Source organism: Algoriphagus algorifonticola (assembly GCF_007655305.1).
In the GTDB taxonomy this organism is placed as follows: domain Bacteria; phylum Bacteroidota; class Bacteroidia; order Cytophagales; family Cyclobacteriaceae; genus Algoriphagus; species Algoriphagus algorifonticola.
The window spans coordinates 12958-28095 of sequence record NZ_VLOG01000017.1 but is presented as its reverse complement, the minus strand read 5'-3'; the positions used below and the strand labels follow the sequence as shown (position 1 = coordinate 28095).

The window sequence follows — 15138 nt, the reverse complement described above, 5'->3', positions numbered from 1 at the left end:
TTAAATCTCATCAGGGTAAAATTCAAATAAATATTCATTCTTGAATTCTATCTCAAACTTCTTTAAAAACCCTATATATTCCTCCCGAAATGACATTGTTTTATGATGTTCCTCTTGGTTTAAAATGTATTTATAAACCTTATCTATTTGAGATTTTGAGTACGAGAAAGCACCATATCCATTTTGCCACTGGAACTTTGAATTTGACCATCTTTTATCTGATAAAAAGTGACTGGACTTAGTTTTTAAATCCTTTACTAATTCGGAGATTTTCATGTCTGGATTTAGTCCAACCAAGCAATGAACGTGATCAGACATTCCGTTTACACAAATAGGAAAATGCCCTAAATCCTTGATCAATGAGAACATAACTTTGAAAAAGTCGTGTCTATATTCTTTTTTTAAAAAGCTTTGACGTCCTTTCACTGCAAAAATCAGATGAATATAGATCTGATGATAGGTGTTTGCCATAACTAAATAAATTGATAAACTTAATCTACTGCAAAATAACATTTTTTAAAAACTTTAGTTATAGATATTTTCTTTTTTCAAATCGCCCCGCTGGGGCTCAGAGGTATAAAATTTTTGCTTTCTACAATCAAAACGCGCCTCTGGCGCTTTCCTACTAAAAAGAAATATCCAAGAGCCACGGCGAGCCGCTTCCAGAATAATAAATACTTCCAATAGCCTCGAAGAGGCGTTCTGGTTGTAGAAATTAGTAGTGATTAAGTATCCAGAGCTTCGGAGAAGCGATTTGACAAAAACAGAAAAACTTGTTATTCCAATGGGTTTTAAAAACCTCAAAGGTCTTCTCCTCCTTTTTCCCTAATTTTGCGGCCATGTCGAGAAAAATGAAAAATAAGGTCATCACCAACCTATTGATCGAGCGGATTGCTTCCGAAGGGAAGTGCGTAGGGCATCATGAAGGAAAAGTGGTTTTTGTCAATCAGGTTGCTCCCGGAGATGTGGTGGATGTTCGAATTACTAGAGGAAAAAGCTCCTTTATGGAGGGTGAAGCAATTCACTTTCACGAGTATTCCAAGGACCGAATCGAGCCATTTTGCTCGCACTTTGGCACCTGCGGAGGTTGCAAATGGCAGCATATCAATTACGATCTTCAGAAAAACTACAAAAGACAGCAGGTAGTCGACCAATTTCAACGAATCGCCAAAGTCCCTATTCCTGAAGTGCTTCCGATCTTAGGATCAGAAAAAACCAGGTACTACAGAAATAAGTTGGACTTTACTTTTTCCAACAAAAAATGGCTAACCCTAGAGCAGATCAGATCAGGAGAGGATTTTGACCGAAATGCCTTGGGCTTTCATATCCCCAAAATGTTTGATAAAATCATCGATATCGAACATTGCTACCTTCAAGGAAATATTTCCAATGATGTCAGGAATGAGTTAAGAGCTTTCGCTTTGGCCAATAAACTCAGCTTCTATGATATTCGTGAGCAAGTGGGCTTATTGAGAAATCTCATCATCCGTACCACCTCTACTGATCAATCCATGGTCATTGTGCAGTTTGGTGAAAATAATCCTGCCGGAATCGAGTTGGTGATGGAGTATTTGAAGAATAAATTCCCGGAAATCACGTCTTTGCTTTATGTGATTAACACCAAAGGCAATGAAACCTTTCATGACCTGGATCTGGTAACCTATGCCGGTTTGCCATATATCGAAGAGGAAATGGAAGGCTTAAAATTCCGAATCGGACCTAAGTCTTTTTATCAAACCAACTCAGAACAAGCTTACGAATTGTATAAAGTCGCACGGGATTTTGCCCAATTGAAAGGTGATGAAGTGGTGTTTGATCTTTATACAGGTACTGGCACTATCGCCAATTTTGTTGCTAAGCAAGCCAAGCAGGTAATCGGCGTTGAGTATGTAGCTGCGGCAATTGAGGATGCCAAGTTGAACTCAAAGATTAATGAGATAGAAAATACGCTTTTCTATGCCGGTGACATGAAGGATGTATTAAATGAAGAGTTTATCCAAAACCACGCTGCACCGGATGTCATTATTACCGATCCACCAAGAGCAGGCATGCATGAGGATGTAGTGAATATGCTTCTGAGATTAGAAGCTCCAAAGGTGGTTTATGTATCCTGCAATCCTGCTACTCAAGCAAGGGATATTGCTATGATGGGAGAAAAATACCAAGTGGAACGAATTCAACCAGTAGATATGTTCCCTCAAACCTATCACGTAGAAAATGTCGTACTCTTAACGCTCAAATCATGATATCTGATTTCAACGATCCAGAATTAAGCGGGAAATATCTAGGAACAATTACCTCAGATTTTGTAAAAATCTCTGATGTACTGAAAGAAGCCTCCTACCAAGTAAGGTCCAGAGGCTTTTCGGATTTCCCGATTTTTCCAATCTCCAAAGAGATGCAACCCATCGGTAAAATATTCTTGGGGAAAGCGGAGAAAAATCTAGACTGGAATTACTTCATCACCTATGTAGATGAATTTGTCCAACGAAAATTGATCGCTGAGGATGCTCTGGAAGAATTTAAAAAGGCCTACAAAGATCCAGATGAATTTTGTTGCCTTTTTGTCATTGATGGAGCCTTTACCAGCTTCGTTTATGTGCCTTATCCGGAAGAGTAGTTAAACATAACAAACCCTCCAAGTCTATTTTATTGCTTGGAGGGTTTATTTTTTTTCGATTTAGGATAATCTGCCTTGGGTTCTTTTACCAAATAATCTTCCAATGCCTTTTCCACCAATTGATTCATTGAGTAGCCAAACCTAGTCGCAGTTCTTGCCGCAGCTCGATGGATTTCAGGTTTTACCCGAACATTGAAAGTCCCCTTGTACGTTTTTTCAGGATTCTTTCCGACACTTTTGCAAATTTCGAGATAGTCTTTAACAGCCTCATGGAAGGCTGTTTTCAATTCCTCTACAGATCTTCCTTCAAAGGTCACCAAGTCCTCTATTCCTTCAATTTTCCCATGAAACAACTCATCTTCTCCAGAGTAGGAGACTGAGCCAATGAATTCTTTAAATTCTAGTACATTACTCATAGTAAATCATTACTTTTTAAAAGACTTACAATTTCTTTAATCATGTAGGATTTTAAAATTGGAGAAGGGTGAGGTTTATGAAGTCGAATGATAAGATTCAATTCTTTATGAAAGAAAGCTTTCCTTGACCCTGCAGTTTTTCCCAATTTCTTCTCTTCAAAACCCAATTGAGAAAGTAACTTTTCCAATTCCTCGAAACTAAAGTTTTTAGGATTTGAGAGAAATCTAGCTTTCAGTTTGTCTAATTGAGTCATTAGCAACTAACATTCAGTTGCAAATATAGTCAAAAAAATAGCCGGATTATCTTCCGGCTACTTTTTATTGAATCATTAAAAATGCTTCCAGCCTTGAGCCTTTAGCTGAACAGCAGTCCCACTTTTGGTAACCAAAAACTTCCCTTCTTCAGGCTTGGAAATATGTCCGATGAAATGAATATCCGGATGCTTTTCCAACTTTTTGAAATCCTTCTGATCTATAGTGAACAGCAACTCATAATCCTCTCCCCCATTCAGTACGCAAGTAATTGGATCCAGATTTAGTTCAACAGCTGTATCAAAGGTTTGCTTATCGATTGGCAATTTATCCTCATAGATTGTGGCTCCCACATTCGAAGCTTTGCAAATATGAAATATTTCTGAAGCCAAACCATCCGAAATATCCATCATAGATGTAGGTACTACATCCAATTCCCTCAACTCATGAATAATATCCATTCGTGCATCAGGCTTCAATTGACGACCTGTGACAATCGTATATTTTTCCAAATCCGGTTTCATATCCGGGTTGGCTAAGTAAACTTGTTTTTCCCGCTCCAGAATCTGAAGTCCAACTAAGGCTGCACCCAAGTCACCGGTCGCGCAAAGAATATCATTTACTTTTGCACCGTTTCTATAGCTAATTTGCTCCTTTTTGGCCTCTCCTATTGCTGTCACAGATATAACCAAGCCACTTCTTGAAGCAGTAGTATCTCCACCTATCAAATCCACTCCATAATGCTCACATGCTGCATGTATTCCGGAATAAAGTGCATCCACAGCCTCCACGGAGAAGCGATTGGATAGAGCGATGGACACTGTGACTTGTTTTGGGATTGCATTCATTGCTGCTATATCAGAAACATTCACTGCGATAGCTTTGAACCCTATATGAGGCAGTGGGGCATAAGCTAGGTCAAAGTGAACACCTTCTAAAAGCAAATCAGTGGTAATTACTTTGACATGGTCACCCGCTTCAATCACTGCAGCATCATCTCCAATTCCTTTAAGTGAAGATGGGTTTTTGATGGCTACTTTTTCATTCAAATGATCAATGAGTCCAAACTCACCTAATTCACTTATTTCTGTTCTCTTTTCTGACATTTCTTGGTATGTGATTCGTTATTGAGTTATTGGTTATTGAGTTAATGAGTTATTGGTTATTAGAATTTAAGGCAATGTTTAAAGCTCCAAATTGATACTATAGCTAGGAAAGCCTCGGTCTCTCAATGCTGACTACTGCCCACTTTCAGCTTTCTTACTTTAGACTTCTGACTTTCTTTTTCAGCTTTCTCACTTTAAACTTCAGACTTTTTCAGCTTTCAGACTTTAGCTTTCAGACTTTCCACTACCGCCTACTTTCTTTCTTGACACAATTCCACCAACACCCCATTCGTACTTCTGGGATGCAAAAATACAACTAATTTATTGTCGGCTCCCTCTTTGGGCGTTTCATTCAATATTTCGAAACCTTCTCCTTTTAATCTTTCCACTTCTGCATGGATATCTTCTACATCGAAAGCAATATGATGAACTCCTGGGGATTTTTTCTCCAAATATTTAGAGATGGCACTTTCCGGACGGATTGCCTGCAATAATTCCACTTTGGTTTCCCCAACTTGAAAGAAGGAGGTTTCCACGGCCTCTCCCTCCACTACTTCTGTTTTAAAATGCTTTTTACCCAAGAGTTTTTCAAAAAGTAGATTGGATTCCTGCAGATCTGCCACAGCAATTCCTATATGTTCGATTTTCCTCATTTATAGTTTTATTTCGTTCAAATGTCTAGTCTAATGAATCTATCTAAAAGCTGATTTATTGTCAAATCCGTCTTCGGTCTTAGAGCTTCCTGCCCGCAATCAAAGCGAAAAAGAACAATAGTACGATTCCTGCTAGTTAGATTTTGTATATTTGTAATTGAATCTTTTCAGCATGCAGCATGTTCTGCATCTGAGTTAATTTGAAGACGTAAAGTTATAAATATATGATCATCGTTTCTGACAAGGCCAAAGAGCGTATTTTGGAGTTGAAAAAAGAAGAGGGCCGAACTGAAAATGAAAACATCCGAGTTTCCGTCAAAGGCGGCGGCTGTTCAGGCCTGATGTATGATTTAGGCTTTGATGCAAAAACCGTGGATACAGACCATGTATTTGAGGACAAAGGCATCAAAATAATCGTAGATCGTAAAAGTCTATTGTACCTAGCTGGTACTACATTGGAATTTACAGATGGACTGAATGGAAAAGGCTTTCAATTCATCAATCCAAACGCAAGCAGAACTTGTGGCTGCGGAGAGAGTTTCTCTGTCTAATTCTACACTTCTGGAATTTATCGACCAAAAAAATATATAAGGCAACCTCATCAGGTTGCCTTTCTTTTTGGGCTTAAACCTAGCCCATTTTAGACTTCATTCCTTACCTTTGCCCTCGTTAAAAAAAGAACCCAAATAATGGAAGATCAAATCAAAAAAATCCAACTGAATGACTTGCACATTGCCTTAGGAGGCAAAATGGTGCCTTTTGCCGGCTACAATATGCCTGTACGATACAGTTCTGATAATGAAGAACACCTTTGTGTAAGAAATGGAGTTGGAGTATTTGATGTATCCCATATGGGTGAGTTTATGGTCGAAGGACCTGAAGCTTTGAATTTGATCCAAAAGGTCACTTCAAACGATGCTTCAAAATTAGTAGATGGACAGGCTCAGTATTCTTGCTTTCCCAACGAAACCGGAGGAATAGTAGATGATTTGATCGTCTACAAGTTTGCCGATGAAAAATACATGCTCGTAGTCAATGCATCCAATATTGATAAAGATTGGACTTGGGTGAATAAGCACAATACCATGGGAGCTCAATTGACTAATATTTCTGATCAAATCTCACTATTTGCTGTTCAAGGCCCTAAAGCAATCGAGGCAGTTCAGTCTTTAACCCCAGTGAATCTTTCAGAGGTGAAATTTTACCATTTTACAGTTGGTGAATTTGCAGGAGTTCAAGATGTGATTATCTCTGGCACAGGATACACGGGAGCTGGTGGATTTGAAATTTATGTGAAAAACGAGGATGCTGAAAAAGTCTGGAATGCCATATTTGAGGCAGGAAAAGACTTTGACATCAAGCCCATAGGATTGGGTGCAAGAGATACGCTGAGAATGGAAATGGGCTATTGCCTGTATGGAAATGACATCAATGATGAGACTTCCCCTCTCGAAGCGGGATTGGGTTGGATCACCAAGTTCACTAAAGATTTCATCAACTCAGAAGCGCTAAAAGCACAGAAAGAAGCTGGCGTAGACAAAAAGCTAGTAGGGTTTGTCATGCAGGAAAGAGGAATTCCAAGAGGGCATTATCCTATTGTAGATGAAGCCGGAAACACTATCGGTGAAGTAACTTCTGGAACTCAATCTCCATCAATGAGTGTGGGAATTGGTTTAGGCTATGTAAAAACAGAATTCAGCAAACCTGGAACAGAAATCTTCATACAGGTAAGAAATAAAAATCTGAAAGCTCAGGTTGAAAAACTACCCTTACTGAAAGGATGAGAAACATTGAAGTCTGCTTCAGCCCAGAATTAATTCATTTGCATGATTTGCAGGGGAAAATCGTGGTGGTAGTTGATATTTTTCGGGCTACCTCCACGATGATCGCTGCTTTGGCAAATGGCATTAATGAAATCATGACTTTCGCTGATTTAGAAGCCTGCCGAGAAATGAGAGGCAAAGGGTATTTGATCGCAGCCGAAAGAAATGGCTTAAAAGTAGAGAACTATGACTTGGGGAATTCCCCGGTAGCTTTTTTGAAGGATGATTATTCCGGGCAAAAGTTGGCAATGACTACGACCAACGGTACTTTGGCCATTTCAAAATCCAGTCAGGCTGATGAGATATTGATCGGAGCTTTTCCGAACCTATCTGCTACGGTAGCCTATATTCAGCAGCAGGAAAAGGATGTATTGGTTCATTGTGCGGGTTGGAAAGGCAGATTTAATCTGGAAGACTCTCTCTACGCGGGAGCACTAGTCAAATCCTTGGAAAGCACTCATGCTGCAGATGAAGATGGTGCATTAGCGATGAAATCACTTTTTGAAAAGGAAGGACATCAACTTTCAGCTTATTTAAGCAAGGCATCTCATGCCAAAAGACTTCAAAATCACGGAATAGAAGCAGATATTGATTTTTGTCTAACCTTGGATCTGTATGATTTGGTGGCGAAAGTAGAGAATGAGAAGGTAAAACCAATTTCCTTTTAAAACTTCAAGTTCTTTTATTTCAGATTAGTAAAGGCTATTTTCAAAAATTGACGTAGCATCCTCTTTACAATTCTAGAAAATGAAAACCTTCAACTACAAAAAGAGAATTTTTTTTTCAGGCCCTCACCTATTGGGATTGATTTTGCTATTGGTTGGAATTTTTGTTTTGGTCAGCCCGACTTTTTTAAAAAGTGGAAGTTCCTTGGAAAAAGTCATCACAGTGGGGCTAGTAACTCTTACCATTGGACTCATCATTCTTTCATCCTACAGTGGGATCTTGCTTGATTTTTCAAAAAACAGGTATAAAAACTACTTTTCCATTGTGGGCTTTCGATTTGGAGAATGGAGCCTATTGCCTCAAATATCCAAGATTGAAGTACTTCCCTACAGCTTTAAAAGTCAAAATGTGCAAAATGGAATTAGTCCTACGCTTTCCGGAACAGTAAATTCATTTAAGGTAATTTTATATTCCAAATCCTCTCAGCATGTTTTTTCTTTTGATTATTCTAATTTGAAAAAGGCGGTCAAAAAAGCGAATCAAATTGCAAATGATTCTAACTCTGACTTAATTATTCCGTCAACTCAATAAAATTGATTTTCTGTTTAGCTTAAATTATTTTCCATGTCAGGATTCATCTGGAGTATTTTTAATATTCTTTTCTTCATAGCCTTTGTCTACTTTTTCTTTAAAGTAATCTTTAGAGGAATCAGACAACTTTCACCAAAACAGCGGATATATGCTTCCCCGATTTTGCTCATTGGAATTATAGCCATGATAGGAAACTCCGGAAAGTCAGATAGTACTTCAACTACTGGACCTGGTGTAGATTATGAGCTCCAAAGCATTACCATTCCACGCTCTTTTTCCAATAAATTGGCAGTGACCTACTACATCAATAAAATAACCGGAGAATTACAACCAACTCAATCCAACTCAGCTTTAATTGGTTTGGTTATTGGTAGGGAATGGAAGCATTTCAATCTAGTGCAGACTCCAATGGGTTTAGAATTAAGGGGATCCATGCATTACTCACTTTTGGGAATTGAATTTTTTGAGGGAGGAATGGAGACTTTATATTTGGAATAAGTGTCTTTTTCCCAAAAAAAGATTTCCCCAATCATCCCCTTTCTTTCAGAACTTTCCAAAATTGCTGGTATTTTCAACAATCCATTCTAACCAGCAAATCATGAAGAATCTATTAGGCTTTGCACTGATCATCTTACTTTTTTCCTGTCAGCAAGAGAAAAAGCTCCCAAGAGTTGCCATTGCAGGTTTAGCTATAGAATCCAGTACGTTTTCACCTGCTAGATCCACAGCAGAATCATTCAAAGCACGAATCGGAGAAGATATTTTCAATTACTACCCTTTCCTGGCAGATAGCACCACCAATCGTAGCCGAGCTGAATGGTTTCCAACCTTAAGAGGACATGCGATTCCAGGCGGTATGGTTACCAGGGAAGCTTATGATTCTTTGGTGAATTTGACTTTGGACATGCTGAGAGAAAGCCTGCCCTATGATGGTTTGTTTTTTGATATTCATGGTGCGATGAGTGTGGAAGGATTAGAGGATCCGGAAGGAGATTTTATTCTGAAAGTTAGAGAAGTGGTTGGCTACGAAACGCTCATCTCTACCTCCATGGACTTGCATGGTAATGTTTCCATGCGATTAGCAGAAAACTCAGATTTGATTACCTGCTACAGAATGGCTCCTCATGAAGATGCTTTGGAATCCAAGCAAAGAGCTGTAGAAAATATGTTGGCTCGATTGGAGTCAGGGAAAGGCAAACCAAAATATAAAGCTTGGATTCCGGTTCCGATTTTATTGCCCGGAGAAAAAACAAGCACTCGAATTGATCCCGGAAAGTCATTGTACGCGAAGGTGGACCCCATCACACAAGAAGAAGGAGTCATTGACGCAGCAATCTGGATTGGTTATGCCTGGGCGGACGAACCCAGAAATCATGCTGTGGTGATGGTGACAGGAGATGATAAAAACCAAGTGAAAGAAAGTGCCGAATTCCTTGCTAATAGTTTTTGGGCAGTAAGAAATGAATTTGAGTTTGTAGCTCCGGTTGCTTATTTGGATGAGAGCTTGGAAATGGCACTAAACAGCGAAAAGAAGCCATTTGTCATTTCGGACATGGGAGACAATCCTACTGCTGGAGGAGCCGGAGATGTAACTTGGACCTTGAATGAATTGCTGAAAAGACCAGAGTTCAAAAGCGAATCCGGGCCCGAACTCATCTATGCTTCTATTCCAGGACCTGATTTGGTGGCCAAAGCCAAAGAAGCTGGAATTGGAAATCAAGTGGAAGGTTATGCGGGTGCCATGGTTGATGACCGATTTGCTCCACCACTATTATTGAAAGGAAAAGTTTTAGCCATTAAAGAGGGAGACTCGGATGCCAAGACAGAAGTGGTGGTTCAGATAGGATCCATCAAAGTGATTGTAACTGAAAAAAGGAAACCCTATCACCATGTCAAGGACTTTACTGATTTGAATCTGGATCCTAAAAACACGGATATTTTGGTGGTAAAAATAGGATACCTGGTGCCGGAACTGTATGACTTAAGAGGAGACTGGATCATGGCTTTGACTCCGGGAGGGGTGGATCAAGATCTGGAAAGATTAGGCTATCAACGAATCAATCGACCTATGTTCCCCTTAGACAAGGATATGGCCGATCCGGATTTATCTGTTAGATGGGTGAAGAAATCTGGGAAGTAAAACTGAAATATTTAGGATTAAATATACTTGGAGCTAAGACCTTCATTGTTCTTTTGTTCAGGATTCAGCGTTCATTTCCCCACCTCTATGCTCTTTCAAAAGGAAAGGGATTTCTTTTCCCTCTTTAAAAATGACTTGGTAATTCATTTCAGACTTCTGATTTTAGCCTTTCATACTTCTATTTTCAGATTTCTGATTTTAGCTTTCTGACTTTATCCTTCTGACTTTCAAAAAGCTTCTCCAAAAGTGAAATAAAACTGAAAAGGTTCTCCGGGGGAATGAGCTAAATCAAGTCGTAGGTTAAGTCTTTTTCGTTTGTTAAGCTGAAACCTCCCCCCTGCCCCATAGGTGAATTTAGTCTGACTCAGAACAAAGGGATTTTCTTGTGAAAATGCATTTCCCAGACCACTGAAGGCCGTTATCCCCCATCTAGGGGCAAATTTATATCGATACTCCGCCTGCAAAACCACAACTTGTTTTTCTCTGTACTTCCCTTCAAAAAGACCTCGCATCAACCTGTTCCCTCCAAGCATTGGCAAGGCAAAGAATGGAACATCTCCAAAAGTCATTTCTGTGAGGCCTTGGGTGGCAATGATTTGATTCTTTCCTATTGGTATTATTTTTCGATAATCTGCAAAGATTCTCGCGTAAGGGAACTCACCGCCCAAAGCTTTTCCATACCCTTGTATGCTTGCTTCAAAATAAGCGCCATCCACAGGATAGAGCTGATTATCCCGAGAGTCATAAAGCACCACAGGGCCCAAACCTGAATTTCTTCCACCCTCGTTACCCAATATCCCATCATTTACCAATTGGCCAGATTCTTCTTTTTGGTAAATATCCATTGCATCAAATCGCAAACCTCCACCTAAATACCAATTGGAGCCCAGAGCCCAAGCATAATTTATTCTTACACGAGGAAACTTTGCCGAATATACCTCCTCATTTTCTTGGCTGACATTCATCCCCTGACCGAAATAAAAATACACATAATCATACCAACCTACTTCTCCGTAGATCAACTCCTTATTTCCTGGAGTGAAGATTCTTCCGCTTAGATAGCTTAAAAACTGTTTCCTCAAAGAATAAGCTACTCCAGCAGCTAATTGACTTTCGTAGGTACTTACTGAGTCTCCCAAATTGAAATTACTTACAGCTCCGGCGCCAAAAACCCACCGAGTCTCAGGGGTGTAATAGACCAATGGCAAAACTGACAAGGTCCAATCTTTTGACTTCTCCTGAACTGAGGCTTGAGAAAATGCTTTCTGGGTAAAAGCGAAAAATATAAGAAAAAGGAGAAAGGTCTTTTGAGAACTATTCATAATTGAATCTACGAGGATATTTACACCTTCCGATGAAACAGTTTAGGAAAAGCTATTATTGAAGCTTTTTATTGTCTTTGTGCCTTGTATTATCTCTGATATTTTTCTTTTCAAAATTTCTTTTCAGAGCTTCTGTCAAATCTACCCCTGTCTGATTTGCCAAGCAGATCAAAACCCAAAGCACATCCGCCATTTCATCTCCCAAGTCCTTGCCCTTATCAGATTCTTTGAAAGACTGTTCCCCATAAGTTCGTGACATAATCCTAGCCAGCTCCCCCACTTCTTCCATAAGGATAGTCATATTGGTCAACTCGTTGAAGTATCGAACTCCCACCGTTTTTATCCAATGATCGACCAGTTCTTGAGCTTCTGCTATAGTTATTTCTTTTTTATCTGAGTCCATTATTGTTCTTTCATTTTATTCTCATCTAAGTAACTAAGAAAAAACGGAAGGGATTGGCTACTTTTCATAAAAAATCAGCGAATGAAAGCATTGGTCTACGAACAGTTTCAAAGCCAACCCAAAATCCAAAAAGTAACCGATCCTTCACCTGAAGACAATGGTGTAGTTATACAGGTCAAAGCTACAGGACTATGCAGATCGGACTGGCATGGCTGGATGGGGCATGATTCAGATATTGTTTTGCCACATGTTCCCGGACATGAATTTGCTGGAGAAATAGTAGCAACGGGAAAAGATGTCAGAAAATGGAAAACCGGCGATCGCGTGACAGTTCCTTTTGTCTGCGCCTGTGGGATATGCCCGACCTGCGCATCCGGAAATCAACAAATCTGTGATGAGCAATTTCAGCCAGGCTTTACTCATTGGGGGTCTTTTGCTGAGTATGTGAGAATTGACCGAGCGGACACCAACTTGATCCGTTTATCTGATTCCATGGATTATGAAACAGCAGCCAGTTTAGGGTGCCGGTTTGCCACCTCCTTTCGAGCAGTTGTAGATCAGGGTAAGGTAGCGGGAGGACAGTGGGTAGCGGTTTTTGGATGCGGAGGGGTGGGTTTATCAGCCATCATGATTGCCAAAGCTTTGGGGGCTCAGGTCATCGCCATCGACATTTCTGAAAAGCAACTAGATCTCGCAAAGACTTTAGGAGTTGACTCCATTTTAAATCCCAAATCTATTAGCTCAACTCCAGAAGCCATTCACGAAATTTCAAAAGGAGGTGTTCATGTATCCTTGGATGCCTTGGGAAATAGCAAAACGGCCTATGATTCTGTCTCAAGTTTAAGAAAAAGAGGAAAACACATTCAGGTGGGACTCTTATTGGATCAAGATAAAGATACTGCTTTGCCTATGAACTTGGTGATTTCCAAAGAACTGGAAATTCTGGGAAGTCATGGAATGCAGGCATGGAGATATGCTGAGATGATGAATATGATAGAAATTGGAAAACTGAATCCGCAAGCACTCATAGGAAAAACCATCAGCTTGGAAGATGCTGTAACTGCATTGCCGGAAATGAATAAATTTGAAAACCAGGGCATTACCATCATCAATCAATTCTAAAATGGGACCGAAAGCGGAAAATATTGAAGAATATTTCAGCTGGTTTTCTCCTGAAATTCAGAACCAATTAGGCCAGATCAGAAAGGCAATAAAAGAGGTGCTCCCTGAAGCTATTGAAGTTATAAGCTACCATATGCCGGCTTTCAAAACCACCGAAGTGCTGATTTATTATGCAGCGATGAAAAACCATATAGGTTTCTATCCAACCAACTCTGCAGTATCTGAATTTAAGGAAGCTTTAAAGCCCTTCAAGACCAGCAAAGGAGCCATTCAAATACCATATAATGAAAAGTTGCCATTAAAATTGATTCAGGACATAGCGATTTTTAGAAAGGAAGAAGCAAAAGTCCGAACGGAGCAAAAGCTTAAGACAAAGCAAAAACGCGGTCAATGATTTCTGGAACATCTTCATCGTAATGGCTCACGTAGATTAAGGATAAAGAAGAAATTTCACAGACTTTTTGAATGGTATTTTTAAACAATTCCCGCTGAAGCCTATCCATTCCCTGAGATGCTTCATCTAAAATTAACAGCTTTGGCTTTTTGATCAATGCCCTAGCTAACAAAGTCCAACGTTGATATTCAAGAGAAAGCCTTTGAATCGGGATGTGTTGCACTTTCTCCAGTTCAAATAATTTCAGCCAGCAATCTGCCAGACTTTCTTGCTCGGCTGTAGTTTTTTTGAATAAACCCATCGTATCAAAAAGTCCTGAAAGAATAACTTTTCTACAAGTTTGATTTGCAGGAAAAAATCTTGATAATTCAGGAGCCACAAAGCCAGTCGGCTTTTTTACATCCCAAATACTCTCTCCAGTTCCTCTTTTTCTTCCAAAAAGATAAATATTTTGAGAATAAGCCTGAGGATTCTCACCAATCAACAATGAGATCAAAGTTGACTTACCCGATCCATTAGGCCCCTTTAGTTGCCAGTATTCTCCAGAGTTTACTTCCCATGAAACTGAATCCAAAATCAAGTTTCCCTGATAGGAAATATTCACCGCATCCAATTTGATCAAAGTTTCTGAAGGCATTGATTCGTTAGAAAGAAGTTTTCCCAACAAAGCCCAATCCCATGATTTAGCCTTACTAGCATGACTAGTAAGATGGAAATCGTGGCTACTCCAGCGCTGAATAATGCCTTCATCTGTCAATTTTGCCACATGGGTAATCCCATCAGGTATATCTTCAACATTGGCAGTAAGTAATACATGTGTCCCAGCTTGAATTATTTCTTTCAGAATTTCTCCAAAAGAACTCCTTGTTTTCACATCAAGTCCCGTCAAGGGATGATCCATCAAAAATATCTTTGGCTGTCTCATCAAGCCAGCAGCGATGGCTAATCGACGGGTTTCTCCATTTGAAAGCTTCAATAAAGACTCATCCTTAAGGCTTTCCATATTCAATAATTTCATCACCTTTTCCAGAGTCCAAGGACCGGAAATTTTAGAATCTATTTCACTGAGGAATTGAAATACGGTAGCTGTATCCTCTGATTCACTAGAGTTAAATCGCTGTTGGAAATAGAAGTTTTGCTGATTGAATTTATTTCTAAATTCATATTTCTGAGAAACATAAGCCATCAAATCCCTGAAGCTATGAACTTCCTTTTTTTTTGATTTTTCTTCAGAATACACTTTAGCAAAATCTCTAATGACCATCCCTTGGGATAAAATAGTGTTTCCTCGGATGGTTTCTAAAAAGGCTGTTTGGAGCCAGCCTGAATCACTAACAATTGCCCATTGCTCTCCTTTTTTCCAATCAAAGCTCAAATCATGGAAAGCATGATTTCCCTTAAAAAGCACCTTGGCGTGTTGGATTTCCAATAGGTTTTGAGGCATTTTGAAAGATAAAAAAAATGAAGCACTTCTATGGAGATTTTGAGCTTTGATCAATTATGTAAAGTCGCTTTTCGGAAAAACTTACCTGTAACTTAAAACTTATCCTATTGAGAATTCCAAAATGGCAAAAATTGGATACTACCTTTTTAGGATGTCACAGCATTTAAAAAAGCTTTTTCTATAGGC

Annotated in this window: 18 protein-coding genes; 10 read left to right on the top strand and 8 right to left on the bottom strand. The window is 39.4% G+C overall.

What is annotated here, in order from left to right:
- Entirely contained in the window at nucleotides 1–471 is a 471-nt protein-coding gene (tnpA, locus tag FL972_RS02950; RefSeq protein ID WP_144603411.1) for an IS200/IS605 family transposase, read from the bottom strand.
- Between the two features lie 368 nt (nucleotides 472–839).
- Here tnpA and rlmD point away from each other — a divergent pair, with 368 nt between their 5' ends.
- Both rlmD and FL972_RS02940 read left to right on the top strand, forming a co-directional pair.
- Nucleotides 840–2246 carry a 23S rRNA (uracil(1939)-C(5))-methyltransferase RlmD gene (gene rlmD, locus FL972_RS02945; RefSeq protein WP_144603409.1) on the top strand — a complete coding sequence of 469 codons (1407 nt, stop codon included), beginning with the start codon at nucleotides 840–842 and terminating at the stop codon, nucleotides 2244–2246.
- A complete protein-coding gene (locus tag FL972_RS02940; RefSeq protein WP_144603406.1) occupies nucleotides 2243–2620 on the top strand; it encodes a hypothetical protein in 378 nt (125 codons plus the stop codon). Before rlmD ends, FL972_RS02940 begins: the two co-directional genes overlap by 4 nt.
- Nucleotides 2621–2649: 29 nt before the next feature.
- Here FL972_RS02940 and FL972_RS02935 read toward each other — a convergent pair whose 3' ends face one another.
- The 4 genes from FL972_RS02935 to mce all read right to left on the bottom strand — a co-directional run bounded on the left by FL972_RS02935 (nucleotide 2650) and on the right by mce (nucleotide 5047).
- On the bottom strand, nucleotides 2650–3036 hold the full coding sequence (locus tag FL972_RS02935) for a type II toxin-antitoxin system HicB family antitoxin (protein WP_144603403.1): 387 nt from the start codon (nucleotides 3034–3036) through the stop codon (nucleotides 2650–2652).
- Nucleotides 3033–3290, bottom strand: coding sequence for a type II toxin-antitoxin system HicA family toxin (locus tag FL972_RS02930; RefSeq protein ID WP_144603401.1), 258 nt, complete (start codon nucleotides 3288–3290; stop codon nucleotides 3033–3035). Before FL972_RS02930 ends, FL972_RS02935 begins: the two co-directional genes overlap by 4 nt.
- Before the next feature lie 75 nt (nucleotides 3291–3365).
- Nucleotides 3366–4394 carry a thiamine-phosphate kinase gene (gene thiL, locus FL972_RS02925; protein ID WP_144603399.1) on the bottom strand — a complete coding sequence of 343 codons (1029 nt, stop codon included), beginning with the start codon at nucleotides 4392–4394 and terminating at the stop codon, nucleotides 3366–3368.
- A 251-nt stretch (nucleotides 4395–4645) separates the two neighbouring features.
- Nucleotides 4646–5047: a methylmalonyl-CoA epimerase gene (mce, locus tag FL972_RS02920; RefSeq protein ID WP_144603397.1), complete on the bottom strand. Its 402-nt coding sequence runs from the start codon at nucleotides 5045–5047 to the stop codon at nucleotides 4646–4648.
- 224 nt (nucleotides 5048–5271) lie between these two features.
- On the opposite strand from mce, the gene FL972_RS02915 reads away from it, so the two are divergent.
- The 6 genes from FL972_RS02915 to FL972_RS02890 all read left to right on the top strand — a co-directional run bounded on the left by FL972_RS02915 (nucleotide 5272) and on the right by FL972_RS02890 (nucleotide 10267).
- Nucleotides 5272–5598, top strand: a complete 327-nt coding sequence (locus tag FL972_RS02915) for a HesB/IscA family protein (RefSeq protein ID WP_091654361.1) — start codon at nucleotides 5272–5274, stop codon at nucleotides 5596–5598.
- A 138-nt stretch (nucleotides 5599–5736) separates the two neighbouring features.
- Nucleotides 5737–6831 carry a glycine cleavage system aminomethyltransferase GcvT gene (gcvT, locus tag FL972_RS02910; RefSeq protein ID WP_144603395.1) on the top strand — a complete coding sequence of 365 codons (1095 nt, stop codon included), beginning with the start codon at nucleotides 5737–5739 and terminating at the stop codon, nucleotides 6829–6831.
- On the top strand, nucleotides 6828–7538 hold the full coding sequence (locus FL972_RS02905) for a 2-phosphosulfolactate phosphatase (protein WP_144603393.1): 711 nt from the start codon (nucleotides 6828–6830) through the stop codon (nucleotides 7536–7538). The genes gcvT and FL972_RS02905 overlap by 4 nt, the downstream gene beginning before the upstream one ends.
- Nucleotides 7539–7617: 79 nt before the next feature.
- The gene (locus FL972_RS02900) at nucleotides 7618–8127 is read left to right on the top strand and encodes a hypothetical protein (protein WP_144603391.1); all 510 of its coding nucleotides are present in this window, start codon (nucleotides 7618–7620) and stop codon (nucleotides 8125–8127) included.
- A 33-nt stretch (nucleotides 8128–8160) separates the two neighbouring features.
- On the top strand, nucleotides 8161–8625 hold the full coding sequence (locus tag FL972_RS02895; protein ID WP_144603388.1) for a hypothetical protein: 465 nt from the start codon (nucleotides 8161–8163) through the stop codon (nucleotides 8623–8625).
- Nucleotides 8626–8725: 100 nt separating this feature from the next.
- Nucleotides 8726–10267, top strand: a complete 1542-nt coding sequence (locus tag FL972_RS02890; protein WP_144603385.1) for a M81 family metallopeptidase — start codon at nucleotides 8726–8728, stop codon at nucleotides 10265–10267.
- A 227-nt stretch (nucleotides 10268–10494) separates the two neighbouring features.
- Here the strand turns inward: FL972_RS02890 and FL972_RS02885 are convergent, their stop codons facing one another.
- The gene (locus FL972_RS02885; RefSeq protein WP_144603382.1) at nucleotides 10495–11589 is read right to left on the bottom strand and encodes a BamA/TamA family outer membrane protein; all 1095 of its coding nucleotides are present in this window, start codon (nucleotides 11587–11589) and stop codon (nucleotides 10495–10497) included.
- 55 nt (nucleotides 11590–11644) lie between these two features.
- Complete coding sequence (locus FL972_RS02880) at nucleotides 11645–11992, bottom strand: nucleotide pyrophosphohydrolase (RefSeq protein ID WP_144603380.1); 348 nt, start codon at nucleotides 11990–11992, stop codon at nucleotides 11645–11647.
- An 81-nt stretch (nucleotides 11993–12073) separates the two neighbouring features.
- Here FL972_RS02880 and FL972_RS02875 point away from each other — a divergent pair, with 81 nt between their 5' ends.
- On the top strand, nucleotides 12074–13114 hold the full coding sequence (locus FL972_RS02875; protein WP_144603378.1) for a zinc-dependent alcohol dehydrogenase family protein: 1041 nt from the start codon (nucleotides 12074–12076) through the stop codon (nucleotides 13112–13114).
- A 1-nt stretch (nucleotide 13115) separates the two neighbouring features.
- Entirely contained in the window at nucleotides 13116–13508 is a 393-nt protein-coding gene (locus FL972_RS02870; protein ID WP_144603375.1) for an iron chaperone, read from the top strand.
- Here the strand turns inward: FL972_RS02870 and FL972_RS02865 are convergent.
- Entirely contained in the window at nucleotides 13480–14952 is a 1473-nt protein-coding gene (locus FL972_RS02865; protein WP_144603372.1) for an ATP-binding cassette domain-containing protein, read from the bottom strand. The two genes, FL972_RS02870 and FL972_RS02865, sit on opposite strands and share 29 nt — an antisense overlap.
- Between the last annotated feature and the right edge of the window lie 186 nt (nucleotides 14953–15138).

Coding starts and splice junctions, on each gene's coding strand:
- tnpA (WP_144603411.1), bottom strand. CDS start 471: ATGGCAAACACCTATCATCAGATCTATATTCATCTGATTTTTGCAGTG.
- rlmD (WP_144603409.1), top strand. CDS start 840: ATGTCGAGAAAAATGAAAAATAAGGTCATCACCAACCTATTGATCGAG.
- FL972_RS02940 (WP_144603406.1), top strand. CDS start 2,243: ATGATATCTGATTTCAACGATCCAGAATTAAGCGGGAAATATCTAGGA.
- FL972_RS02935 (WP_144603403.1), bottom strand. CDS start 3,036: ATGAGTAATGTACTAGAATTTAAAGAATTCATTGGCTCAGTCTCCTAC.
- FL972_RS02930 (WP_144603401.1), bottom strand. CDS start 3,290: ATGACTCAATTAGACAAACTGAAAGCTAGATTTCTCTCAAATCCTAAA.
- thiL (WP_144603399.1), bottom strand. CDS start 4,394: ATGTCAGAAAAGAGAACAGAAATAAGTGAATTAGGTGAGTTTGGACTC.
- mce (WP_144603397.1), bottom strand. CDS start 5,047: ATGAGGAAAATCGAACATATAGGAATTGCTGTGGCAGATCTGCAGGAA.
- FL972_RS02915 (WP_091654361.1), top strand. CDS start 5,272: ATGATCATCGTTTCTGACAAGGCCAAAGAGCGTATTTTGGAGTTGAAA.
- gcvT (WP_144603395.1), top strand. CDS start 5,737: ATGGAAGATCAAATCAAAAAAATCCAACTGAATGACTTGCACATTGCC.
- FL972_RS02905 (WP_144603393.1), top strand. CDS start 6,828: ATGAGAAACATTGAAGTCTGCTTCAGCCCAGAATTAATTCATTTGCAT.
- FL972_RS02900 (WP_144603391.1), top strand. CDS start 7,618: ATGAAAACCTTCAACTACAAAAAGAGAATTTTTTTTTCAGGCCCTCAC.
- FL972_RS02895 (WP_144603388.1), top strand. CDS start 8,161: ATGTCAGGATTCATCTGGAGTATTTTTAATATTCTTTTCTTCATAGCC.
- FL972_RS02890 (WP_144603385.1), top strand. CDS start 8,726: ATGAAGAATCTATTAGGCTTTGCACTGATCATCTTACTTTTTTCCTGT.
- FL972_RS02885 (WP_144603382.1), bottom strand. CDS start 11,589: ATGAATAGTTCTCAAAAGACCTTTCTCCTTTTTCTTATATTTTTCGCT.
- FL972_RS02880 (WP_144603380.1), bottom strand. CDS start 11,992: ATGGACTCAGATAAAAAAGAAATAACTATAGCAGAAGCTCAAGAACTG.
- FL972_RS02875 (WP_144603378.1), top strand. CDS start 12,074: ATGAAAGCATTGGTCTACGAACAGTTTCAAAGCCAACCCAAAATCCAA.
- FL972_RS02870 (WP_144603375.1), top strand. CDS start 13,116: ATGGGACCGAAAGCGGAAAATATTGAAGAATATTTCAGCTGGTTTTCT.
- FL972_RS02865 (WP_144603372.1), bottom strand. CDS start 14,952: ATGCCTCAAAACCTATTGGAAATCCAACACGCCAAGGTGCTTTTTAAG.